Genomic DNA, 12,185 nt, shown 5'->3' with positions numbered 1-12,185 from the left:
ATCGGATTTATTCAAGATCAGTCGTAAGCCAAAAAAGATAGCTTATCCCTGCAATATATTTTACAATTCCCCGATAATTTATCACAAATACACCAATTATGTTGATTAGAAAAGTTATCTTTGCCTGTTTTCTCTTTCTCTACTCACATTTTGTTACGGCGGCGCCACGCGTGCCCAATGAGCTAACACAAAATGGATTAATTTACTGTACCCACGCCACTGGATTCTCGTTTAATCCACAAACGGCAGATGCGGGGACCAGTATGAACGTGATCACTGAGCAAATTTATAATAAACTTTTTGAAACAAGTGATAACAGTGCAACGGTTATCCCTTCACTGGCGGAATCTTACCGTGTTTCAGATAACGGCACACTGATTACGATTAACTTGCGTAAAGGCGTGAAATTTCATCATACAGAATGGTTCACGCCAACCCGTGACTTTAATGCGGATGATGTCGTCTTTTCCATTAACAGAATGTTAGGCTATAACAGCTATCTACCCACATTAGATGATGAATCTATCCACTACAGCAATCCCCAATACCGTATTTTCCATAAGCAAGCAAAAAAGATCCGCTTTCCTTATTTTGAAAGTATCAAATTAAATCAAAAAATTAAATCAATTAAAGCGATCACCCCCTACCAAGTACAGATAAAATTATTCCAAGCCGATGCGTCGATTTTGTCACACCTTGCTAGCCAATATGCTATTATTTTTTCGCAAGAATATGCATTACAGCTCAATGCAGACGATAACTTAGTACAATTAGACTTGTTACCTGTTGGTACAGGACCTTACAAAGTACAAAACTATTTCCGCAATCAATATGTCAGATTTATACGCAATGAGCATTATTGGAAAAAACCAGCCCAAATCAAAAATATCATTATTGATCTTTCAACCGACCGTACTGGACGCTTAGTGAAATTTCTCAATGGTGAATGTCAAATTGTCTCCTATCCAGAAGTCAGTCAACTCGGGCTATTACAAGACAAAAACGAACATTTTTATGTGGATTTTGTGGAAGGCATGAATTTGTCTTACTTGGCGTTTAATTTCAAAAAACCGGCGATGAAAAGTATGAAACTACGCCGAGCGATTTCTCAAGCCATTGATCGTCACCGTATTGTGCAAACCATTTATCATCATACTGCAACTGTAGCAAATAATATTATTCCTAGTATTTCATGGGCCTCAAAAGTCAATACTCCAGACTTTGCTTACGATTATGCTCCAGAAAAAGCCCGTGCATTTTTACAAGATAAGCAACTACAGTTGACTATGTGGGTGATTAATGAAGAACAAGTCTATAATCCTTCCCCATTAAAAATGGCGGAATTGATCAAACGAGATTTAGCCAATGTTGGTGTGAAAGTGATTGTCCAGCCTGTAACACGTACGTATCTCATTGAACGTTTAAAAGCCCATTCCGAAGATTACGATATGATTTTAGCAGGCTGGCTAGCGGGTAATCTTGACCCTGACAGTTTTATGCGTCCGATTCTCAGTTGTAACACCGTGACAGAAATTACGAATTTTTCTAATTGGTGCGATCCCCTTTTCGATCATTTTATGGATAACGCTCTCAATACGACCAATTTACACTTACGTGCCAGTGAATACAATTTAGCGCAAGAACTTATTTTATCTGAAGTCCCACTCATTCCTATCGCCAATGCGAAACGGATGTTGGTGGTTAGCCCAAATGTGCAAGGCGTGAAAATGAGTCCATTTGGCAGTATTAATTTTGAAAACTTATCTTTACGTAAAGGAGCAAAACCATGATCGTTGCTTTATTACGCCAAGTTTTCCTTGTGTTTCTGACATTACTGATTCTGTCTTTGCTCAGTTATATGATTTTAATCCAAGACCCGCTGAATGAAGAACTAATGCAGCCAACTCTCCTACAAGGCTATATCTCGCATATTACTCACTTACTACAAGGGGATTTTGGCATTACGTACAACGGAGGCGATTCACTAAATGCCATTATCCAAACCGTTTTACCGCCTACCCTCGAACTTTGCTTCAGCGCTATTTTACTTGCCGTATTATTTGGCATCCCATTAGGGCTCATGGGCGCAATGAAAAGCCACACTTTTTTAGGGAAGGGAATTCGCACCATGTCTGCTTTAGGTTTATCTATGCCGGTATTTTGGATCGCACCTATTGCACTGTATTTTTCTGCTATTCATAGTTGGGAAATTTCAGCGATCGGGCAATATAACTTACTTTATGCGATTAAACCAATCACTGGCTTTCCTATTATTGATGTCTGGTTTATGGACGAATTTTACCGCACCAAAGTTATTCAGAATGTCCTACAGCATCTTGTCTTACCCACTTTAGTGCTGACAATTTTGCCAACAATGGAGATCACAAGAATTGTGCAGCAACGGGCTGAAGATGTGTTAACGAAAAATTATATCAAGATGGCAATGACCCGGGGGTGGTCACAAAATAAGATCTTACGCAAACATGTTTTACGTAACACACTTCCACTATTAATTCCTCAATCGACACGTTTATTTACACTTGTCCTAACGCAATGTATGTTAGTGGAAAGCACATTTGGCTGGCCTGGTATCGGTCGCTGGTTAATTGATGCCGTTACACAACAAGACTATAATAGTATTTCTGTGGGCGTGATCGTTATTGGCTTATGTATTATCATCGTTGATGTATTATCAGAAAGTTTTGCCTTTATGCTCGATCCATTTAATAAGAAAGGCTGGTATGCAAGATAAAGAACCTGATGAATTTCGCGAAAGTGCTGCAATAAAACATATCTGGCTATTATTTAGACAAGATCGTATCGCGCTATTTAGCTTCTACCTTTTTATTGTTTTTATTTTAACCGCACTTTTTAGTCCGTGGATTGCACCTTACTCTAGCGACATGCAATTTGTCGGTCAAGAACTGTTGCCTCCTTCTTGGACCAACGAAGGAAAAATTTCGTTTTTCTTCGGTACTGATGATATTGGCAGAGATGTTTTTAGTCGTATCATTATCGGTACTAGCTATACACTCGGCGCCTCTCTCGTTGTCGTGTGTTTCACTATCATGATTGGAACATTGCTCGGCATTTGGGCGGGTATTTCACACAGTGTAAAATCAAAAATTTTAGGGCATTTTCTTGATACGTTTCTTTCGATCCCGAGTTTGTTGATTGCTATTATTATTGCGACGCTAATGAAGCCTAGCTTAATTAATGCCATTTTAGCCACAACATTAGCATTATTGCCGTACTTTATTCATGAAATCTATCAAGCCACACAACATGAACTGAAAAAAGAATATGTATTAATGCTTAAACTAGATGGAATTTCGAATAAAGCACTCCTGAAAGAAATCATCTTGCCGAATATTTCAGTACGTTATATTCAGGAAATCGCTCGTGCCTTTGCCATCGCTATTTTAGATATCAGCGCACTCAGTTTTATCTCTTTGGGGGCACAGCGCCCTACGCCAGAATGGGGTGCAATGATCAAAGATTCTTTAGAACTGATTTATCTCGCGCCTTGGACCGTCATTCTCCCCGGCATCGCCATTATTTTAACCATTTTAGTCGTTTTTATTTTCAGCCAAGGGCTGTGTAAAGCGATAGAGAAATATTACGAGTAGGTGAATCATGGCGCTATTAGATATTCGAAACCTGTGTATTGAAATTGAAACATCGCAAGGGCGTATCAAGGTTGTCGATAATGTCAATCTTACCCTTAACGAAGGCGAAATTTGTGGTTTAGTCGGAGAATCAGGTTCAGGAAAAAGCTTAATCGCAAAAGTAATTTGTAATGTGTTTCGTGACTCTTGGATTGTCACCGCCGACCGTTTCCGTTTTGATAACATTGAATTACTAAAATTACCGCCAAAAAAACGACGTAAATTAATTGGGCAAGAAATATCAATGATCTTCCAAGACCCACTGACTTGTTTAGACCCGAGCAAAACGATTGGCAAACAAATCATCCAGAATATCCCCTCATGGACATTTAAAGGTCGTTGGTGGCAGTGGTTTGGTTGGAAAAAACGTCGCGCAATCGAATTATTACACAAAGTAGGCATTAAAGAACACGAGGATATCATGCAAAGTTATCCTGAAGAGATTACCGAAGGTGAAGGACAAAAAGTCATGATCGCCATTGCCGTTGCGAATCAGCCTCGTTTACTCATTGCTGATGAGCCTACTAACTCTGTGGAATCAATCACTAAAGCTCAGATCTTTCGCTTACTCTCAAGTATGAACCAAAATCAAGGCACATCTATTTTACTGACCAGTAACGATATCAAGAGTATCAGTGAATGGTGTGATACATTTTCTGTACTTTACTGTGGACAAAATGCCGAATCTGGACCGAAAGAAGAGATTTTAGAACACCCACATCATCCCTATACACAAGCCTTGTTACATTCGATTCCAGACTTTAGTCAACCATTACCCTTGAAAAGTCGCTTAAATACATTAAAAGGCACCGTTCCTTTATTAGAACAAATGCCAATTGGTTGTCGCCTTGGACCAAGATGCCCCTTTGCGCAAAAAAAATGTATTGTAAAACCTACAAGGTATCGTATTAAACAGCATGAATTTTCCTGTCACTACCCTTTAAATTTACGCGAAAAACAATTTAAAGAAAAACAGGTTAGCGCCCCTTTAATACTCCAAAATGCAAAATCAGAATAGAAGGTAAAGAGAATGGCACTATTACAAGTTGAAGATCTGTCAAAATCTTTTACTGATACGATGAGCTTATTTGGCGCCAGCCAATTTAATGCTGTAGAAAGAATTAGTTTTCGTCTTGATAAAAAACAGACACTAGCCATTATTGGTAAAAATGGCTCTGGAAAATCAACGCTTGCCAAAATGATCGTGGGTATTATCCCTCCAACTTCAGGGCGTATTCTCTTTAATGGTCAACCTCTCCTCTTTGGTGATTACCAATATCGGGCAAAACACATCCGCATGATCTTTCAAGATCCTAACACAGCCTTTAATCCACGCTTAAATGTGGGACAAATTTTGGATGCGCCTTTGCGTTTAGTGACACATCTCGATAACCAAGATCGTAACCAAAAAATCTTCAATACACTCAAATTAGTAGGGCTGTATCCAGATCATGCGAATGTTAAAATCAACACGATGTCAGCCAGTCAGAAACAACGTGTTGCGTTAGCGAGGGCCTTAATTTTAGATCCGCAAATCATTATCGCAGATGATGCACTAGGCTCACTAGATGCCACGGTAAAAACCCAACTCACTAACTTGATGTTACATTTACAAGATAAGTTGGGTATTTCCTATATTTATGTTGGTCAACATTTAGGTATCATCAAACATATGGCGGATAATGTCTTAGTAATGGACGAAGGCAAAATGATTGAATATGGACAGACCAAATCACTCTTTACTCATCCACAAACGGAAGTCACAAAACGTCTCGTCGAAAGCCATTTTGGACGCTTATTAGATGAAGGTTCTTGGGCTACAAAATAGCACTACTTCTCTTTCTTTAAATGCTGAATACGACTTACAAGTGCAATAACAAAAGTTCGTGGTAAAAAACGGTGACTATAAACCATCAATTTATTCCAGACACCCGGAATAATCAATTTCTTATGTGCTAAATGCTTTTCAGTATATCGAGCAACTGTCTCCGCGGTCTGAAACTTCAACATATCAAAGAGCGTCGCATTTTCTATGCGTGTCGCCGTTTTAACAAAATTGGTCAATGTAGGACCCGGTGCTAAAATAGACACCTTTATCCCCGTGTGTCTTAATTCATAACTTAGTCCTTGACTAAATGACGTAACAAAAGCTTTAGTTGCATAATATACCGACATTTGAGGACCACCCGGCATTTCACCCGCAACAGAAGAAACATTAAGAATATGCCCTTGATTCATTTTCATCATCTCTTGTAAATACAGTTTGCTGAGTATCATTAAAGATTGAATATTCAAGTTCACCATCGCGATTTCATCTTCTAATGTAGTCTGAGTAAAATCCCCTAATAATCCTACTCCTGCATTATTAATTAATGTATGAATAAACCATCCTCGTTGTTGTGTAAAAGTATATACATTTCGCGTCTCTTCTAAACAAGACAAATCTGCTTGGATAATCTCAATGTTTCCCACATATTGTTGCTGCAATGCAACTAAAGGCGCTAAAGTCCTTACCACCAAAATTAATTTATTACCTTTCTGTGCATATGTTTTAGCAAGCTGATAACCAATTCCTGAGCTTGCACCAGTAATTAAAATATAGCCATTATTCATTTCATGTTCCAACATAACGTTGCCAAATACAGTTTTTCTATTCTAACTGAAAAAACGAAAAGAAATGTAATGTCATACTCTTTATTGTGAGAAATATGTGACTTACATTTTGTCATTCAGAAAGTAATTTGAGATTTATGAATAAAGCAAAAAGCGACGACTCCCCCAAACAACCTGTCTAATTGCCTCTTAACTGCTCATTAATTGCTGTGTCTTAATTGTGTCTTAATTGCTTCTTAGTTGCTTCTTAATTACTGTATTACTGTTTAGTGCTACTTGAGTTTTGGGTAATGACTATACTTCTTGTTATGCGAATGACACTCTCCCCATATCCCCACTCTCCCCAAACACAAAAAAACCTCAAGTATCTCTACTTGAGGTTTCTTCTCATTCAGACCTGGCGGTGTCCTACTCTCACATGGGGAAGCCCCACACTACCATCGGCGTTACAGCGTTTCACTTCTAAGTTCGGCATGGAGTTAGGTGGGTCCACTGCACTATCGCCGCCAAGATATTCGGTTGATGTCTTCTCTTGTCTTCTCTATTCTTCTGTTCTTCCTTCGTGCTTTCTTCACTCTCGCACTTTAATCAAAAACAAGCTGTCTAAAGTAATTTTCTCTTCTTCGTCTTTTCGTCTAACGTCTCACTCAACACCCAAAAACACTTGAGCGTTGTATAGTTAAGCCTCTCGGGCAATTAGTATTGGTTAGCTCAATGTATCACTACACTTACACACCCAACCTATCTACGTCGTAGTCTACAACAACCCTTACTGACTTAAAGTCAGGGATGACTCATCTCTTGGCAAGTTTCGTGCTTAGATGCTTTCAGCACTTATCTCTTCCGCATTTAGCTACCCAGCAATGCCTCTGGCGAGACAACTGGAACACCAGTGATGCGTCCACTCCGGTCCTCTCGTACTAGGAGCAGCCCCAATCAATCATCCAACGCCCACGGCAGATAGGGACCGAACTGTCTCACGACGTTCTAAACCCAGCTCGCGTACCACTTTAAATGGCGAACAGCCATACCCTTGGGACCTACTTCAGCCCCAGGATGTGATGAGCCGACATCGAGGTGCCAAACACCGCCGTCGATATGAACTCTTGGGCGGTATCAGCCTGTTATCCCCGGAGTACCTTTTATCCGTTGAGCGATGGCCCTTCCATTCAGAACCACCGGATCACTATGACCTGCTTTCGCACCTGCTCGACTTGTCTGTCTCGCAGTTAAGCTTGCTTATACCATTGCACTAACCTGACGATGTCCGACCGTCATTAGCAAACCTTCGTGCTCCTCCGTTACGCTTTGGGAGGAGACCGCCCCAGTCAAACTACCCACCAGACACTGTCCGAGTACCCGTTTCAGGCACTTCGTTAGAACATCAAACGTTAAAGGGTGGTATTTCAAGGTCGCCTCCACAATGACTGGCGTCACTGCTTCAAAGGCTCCCACCTATCCTACACATCAAAATTCAATGTTCAGTGTCAAGCTATAGTAAAGGTTCACGGGGTCTTTCCGTCTAGCCGCGGGTACACCGCATCTTCACGGCGATTTCAATTTCACTGAGTCTCGGGTGGAGACAGCCTGGCCATCATTATGCCATTCGTGCAGGTCGGAACTTACCCGACAAGGAATTTCGCTACCTTAGGACCGTTATAGTTACGGCCGCCGTTTACTGGGGCTTCGATCAGGAGCTTCTCTTTCGATAACACCATCAATTAACCTTCCAGCACCGGGCAGGCATCACACCCTATACGTCCACTTTCGTGTTTGCAGAGTGCTGTGTTTTTTAAAAACAGTTGCAGCCAGCTGGTATCTTCGACTTACTTCACCTTCATCCGCAAGGGACTACAATTACTGTAAGCGCACCTTCTCCCGAAGTTACGGTGCTATTTTGCCTAGTTCCTTCACCCGAGTTCTCTCAAGCGCCTGAGTATTCTCTACCTGACCACCTGTGTCGGTTTTCAGTACGGTTTAGATAAACCTGAAGCTTAGTGGCTTTTCCTGGAAGCAGGGTATCAGTTACTTCAGTCCCTTAAGACCTCGTCATCAGCTCTCAGTGTTTATAAAGACCCGGATTTGCCTAAGTCTTCCACCTACCACCTTAAACAGACATCCAACAGTCTGCTAACCTAACCTTCTCCGTCCCCACATCGCAGTTTATCCAAGTACGGGAATATTAACCCGTTTCCCATCGACTACGCTTTTCAGCCTCGCCTTAGGGGCCGACTCACCCTGCCCCGATTAACGTTGGACAGGAACCCTTGGTCTTCCGGCGAACGAGTTTTTCACTCGTTTTATCGTTACTTATGTCAGCATTCGCACTTGTGATACGTCCAGCAACCCTCTCGAGCCACCTTCATCCGCTTACACAACGCTCCCCTACCCAACAGAATAAATTCTGATGCCGCAGCTTCGGTGCTATATTTGAGCCCCGTTACATCTTCCGCGCAGGCCGACTCGACTAGTGAGCTATTACGCTTTCTTTAAATGATGGCTGCTTCTAAGCCAACATCCTAGCTGTCTAAGCCTTCCCACTTCGTTTCCCACTTAATATAGACTTTGGGACCTTAGCTGGCGGTCTGGGTTGTTTCCCTCTCCACGACGAACGTTAGCACCCGCCGTGTGTCTCCTGAGTATCACTCTTCGGTATTCGCAGTTTGCATCGGGTTGGTAATCCGGGATGGACCCCTAGCCGAAACAGTGCTCTACCCCCGAAGGTGTCCGCTCAAGGCTCTACCTAAATAGATTTCGGGGAGAACCAGCTATCTCCCGGTTTGATTGGCCTTTCACCCCCAGCCACAAGTCATCCGCTAATTTTTCAACATTAGTCGGTTCGGTCCTCCAGTTAGTGTTACCCAACCTTCAACCTGCCCATGGCTAGATCACCGGGTTTCGGGTCTATACCTTGCAACTCAACGCCCAGTTAAGACTCGGTTTCCCTTCGGCTCCCTTATTCAGTTAACCTCGCTACAAAATATAAGTCGCTGACCCATTATACAAAAGGTACGCAGTCACAAGGTTGCCCTCGCTCCTACTGCTTGTACGTACAGGGTTTCAGGTTCTATTTCACTCCCCTCACCGGGGTTCTTTTCGCCTTTCCTTCACAGTACTGGTTCACTATCGGTCAATCAGGAGTATTTAGCCTTGGAGGATGGTCCCCCCATCTTCAAACAGGATTTCTCGTGTCCCGCCTTACTTATCGTAAGCTTAGTTCCACTAACATACTTTCGAGTACGGGATTATCACCCTCTTTGATTTGGCTTCCCAGCCAATTCCTCTAATATGCTAGCTAAAACTTACTGGCTCTTCCGCTTTCGCTCGCCGCTACTCACAGAATCTCGGTTGATTTCTTTTCCTCGGGGTACTTAGATGTTTCAGTTCTCCCGGTTCGCCTCAATAAACTATGTATTCATTTATTGATAGTAGATTCTTCATCTACTGGGTTTCCCCATTCGGATATCTTGGATTAAACGCCTCTTATCGACTCATCCAAGCTTTTCGCAGATTAGCACGTCCTTCATCGCCTCTGATTGCCAAGGCATCCGCCCTGTACGCTTAGTCACTTAACCATACAACCTCAAGTATTCTTACTTAATCTCAATTAATCCATTAACCTTTGCTAATGCATTAATCAAGTTTCATCACCTTGATGTTGTGTTTAAACGCTAAACACTTGCATGCCTTTTTTCATGCAAGATTTTTCTACTCAGACTTTCTTTCGAAAATCTCTTCAGTTTTTCAGCTTGTTTCCAATTTTTTAAAGAACAGTAAAGACAAGTCAAAATGGCTTCGCCATTTTTCGCTCATCATTGCTAAATATTCTTAATGTAAGAACCATTAATCTATCCAGACTAATGCCATTTACACAAAACACTTAGCAATGATGATTTGGTGGAGATAAGCGGGATCGAACCGCTGACCTCCTGCGTGCAAGGCAGGCGCTCTCCCAGCTGAGCTATATCCCCATTCACATCATTACAATGCGCCGTCATCCCTTTTCGCTTCACTCTTTTGCTTTCGCTTGAGTGGTGGGTCTGAGTGGACTTGAACCACCGACCTCACCCTTATCAGGGGTGCGCTCTAACCACCTGAGCTACAGACCCAAAAGGATTTCGGTTTTTTGTCTCTTCATTGACACAATCTACCAAACAATCTGTGTGAACACTTGCAGTCGCTTCATTTTAGGTAAGGAGGTGATCCAACCGCAGGTTCCCCTACGGTTACCTTGTTACGACTTCACCCCAGTCATGAATCATACCGTGGTAAACGCCCCCCCAGAAGGTTAAGCTATCTACTTCTGGTACAACCCACTCCCATGGTGTGACGGGCGGTGTGTACAAGGCCCGGGAACGTATTCACCGCAACATTCTGATTTGCGATTACTAGCGATTCCGACTTCATGGAGTCGAGTTGCAGACTCCAATCCGGACTTAGATGCACTTTCTGAGATTCGCTCAAGCTCGCACTCTCGCTGCCCTCTGTATGCACCATTGTAGCACGTGTGTAGCCCTACTCGTAAGGGCCATGATGACTTGACGTCATCCCCACCTTCCTCCAGTTTGTCACTGGCAGTCTCCTTTGAGTTCCCGACCGAATCGCTGGCAACAAAGGATAAGGGTTGCGCTCGTTGCGGGACTTAACCCAACATTTCACAACACGAGCTGACGACAGCCATGCAGCACCTGTCTCTAAGTTCCCGAAGGCACAAGCTCATCTCTGAGCTCTTCTTAGGATGTCAAGAGTAGGTAAGGTTCTTCGCGTTGCATCGAATTAAACCACATGCTCCACCGCTTGTGCGGGCCCCCGTCAATTCATTTGAGTTTTAACCTTGCGGCCGTACTCCCCAGGCGGTCGATTTATCACGTTAGCTTCGGGCACCAAGCATATAGCCCAATCCCCAAATCGACAGCGTTTACAGCGTGGACTACCAGGGTATCTAATCCTGTTTGCTCCCCACGCTTTCGCACATGAGCGTCAGTACATTCCCAAGGGGCTGCCTTCGCCTTCGGTATTCCTCCACATCTCTACGCATTTCACCGCTACACGTGGAATTCTACCCCTCCCTAAAGTACTCTAGACTCCCAGTCTGAAATGCAGTTCCCAAGTTAAGCTCGGGGATTTCACATCTCACTTAAAAGTCCGCCTGCGTGCCCTTTACGCCCAGTTATTCCGATTAACGCTCGCACCCTCCGTATTACCGCGGCTGCTGGCACGGAGTTAGCCGGTGCTTCTTCTGTAATTAACGTCAATGATGCTATCTATTTAACAACATCCCTTCCTCATTACCGAAAGAACTTTACAACCCGAAGGCCTTCTTCATTCACGCGGCATGGCTGCGTCAGGGTTCCCCCCATTGCGCAATATTCCCCACTGCTGCCTCCCGTAGGAGTCTGGACCGTGTCTCAGTTCCAGTGTGGCTGGTCATCCTCTCAGACCAGCTAGAGATCGCAGGCTTGGTAGGCCTTTACCCCACCAACTACCTAATCCCACTTGGGCTCATCTTATGGCAGGTGGCCCTAAGGTCCCACCCTTTCCTCCTCAGAGAATACGCGGTATTAGCTGCAGTTTCCCACAGTTATCCCCCTCCATAAGCCAGATTCCCAAGCATTACTCACCCGTCCGCCACTCGTCAGCAAAGAAAGCAAGCTTTCTTCCTGCTACCGTTCGACTTGCATGTGTTAAGCCTGCCGCCAGCGTTCAATCTGAGCCATGATCAAACTCTTCAATTCAAAGTTCAATCGCTCAATAAACTGCTTAGCTAAAAGTTTACATTTACTTCAAAAGTATCATGAATTTTCAGTATTAAGCACCTATTAAGACTTCAATTTTAAAATTTTTTAAATGAAATCAATCAACAAGTGCCCACACAGATTGTCTGTTAGATTGTTAAAGAACAAA

6 protein-coding genes, 2 tRNA genes and 3 rRNA genes are annotated in these 12,185 nt (G+C 42.9%); 5 read left to right on the top strand and 6 right to left on the bottom strand.

Annotated features, from left to right (window positions below):
* Positions 1-98: 98 nt before the first annotated feature.
* From KPF51_RS02610 to KPF51_RS02590, 5 genes are read left to right on the top strand one after another with little or no spacing between them, the layout of a single operon-like run.
* Positions 99-1,790, top strand: coding sequence for an ABC transporter substrate-binding protein (locus KPF51_RS02610; protein WP_005722790.1), 1,692 nt, complete (start codon positions 99-101; stop codon positions 1,788-1,790).
* On the top strand, positions 1,787-2,752 hold the full coding sequence (locus KPF51_RS02605; RefSeq protein WP_005716994.1) for an ABC transporter permease subunit: 966 nt from the start codon (positions 1,787-1,789) through the stop codon (positions 2,750-2,752). Before KPF51_RS02610 ends, KPF51_RS02605 begins: the two co-directional genes overlap by 4 nt.
* Entirely contained in the window at positions 2,742-3,629 is an 888-nt protein-coding gene (locus tag KPF51_RS02600; RefSeq protein ID WP_005722791.1) for an ABC transporter permease subunit, read from the top strand. The genes KPF51_RS02605 and KPF51_RS02600 overlap by 11 nt, the downstream gene beginning before the upstream one ends.
* Before the next feature lie 7 nt (positions 3,630-3,636).
* Complete coding sequence (locus KPF51_RS02595) at positions 3,637-4,686, top strand: oligopeptide/dipeptide ABC transporter ATP-binding protein (RefSeq protein WP_005732177.1); 1,050 nt, start codon at positions 3,637-3,639, stop codon at positions 4,684-4,686.
* A 12-nt stretch (positions 4,687-4,698) separates the two neighbouring features.
* Complete coding sequence (locus tag KPF51_RS02590; protein ID WP_005722795.1) at positions 4,699-5,496, top strand: ATP-binding cassette domain-containing protein; 798 nt, start codon at positions 4,699-4,701, stop codon at positions 5,494-5,496.
* A 2-nt stretch (positions 5,497-5,498) separates the two neighbouring features.
* Here KPF51_RS02590 and KPF51_RS02585 read toward each other — a convergent pair whose 3' ends face one another.
* The 6 genes from KPF51_RS02585 to KPF51_RS02560 form a co-directional block, all read right to left on the bottom strand.
* On the bottom strand, positions 5,499-6,281 hold the full coding sequence (locus tag KPF51_RS02585; protein WP_064661080.1) for an SDR family oxidoreductase: 783 nt from the start codon (positions 6,279-6,281) through the stop codon (positions 5,499-5,501).
* Between the two features lie 395 nt (positions 6,282-6,676).
* Positions 6,677-6,792: ribosomal RNA gene (gene rrf / locus KPF51_RS02580) — 5S ribosomal RNA — on the bottom strand.
* A gap of 164 nt (positions 6,793-6,956) precedes the next feature.
* Positions 6,957-9,856 (bottom strand): 23S ribosomal RNA (locus tag KPF51_RS02575).
* A gap of 320 nt (positions 9,857-10,176) precedes the next feature.
* Positions 10,177-10,252, bottom strand: a tRNA-Ala gene (locus tag KPF51_RS02570).
* 61 nt (positions 10,253-10,313) lie between these two features.
* Positions 10,314-10,390 (bottom strand) — tRNA-Ile (locus KPF51_RS02565).
* Positions 10,391-10,473: 83 nt separating this feature from the next.
* Positions 10,474-12,016: ribosomal RNA gene (locus KPF51_RS02560) — 16S ribosomal RNA — on the bottom strand.
* The 16S, 23S and 5S rRNA genes sit together here with 2 tRNA genes alongside, the layout of an rRNA operon.
* Positions 12,017-12,185: the final 169 nt, after the last annotated feature.

Origin of the sequence: Pasteurella sp. XG20, assembly GCF_018968665.1 — a bacterium.
Taxonomy (GTDB): Bacteria; Pseudomonadota; Gammaproteobacteria; order Enterobacterales; family Pasteurellaceae; genus Pasteurella; species Pasteurella multocida.
Note: the sequence above shows the minus strand (reverse complement) of the source record. Positions and strands in the feature narration are given on the sequence as shown.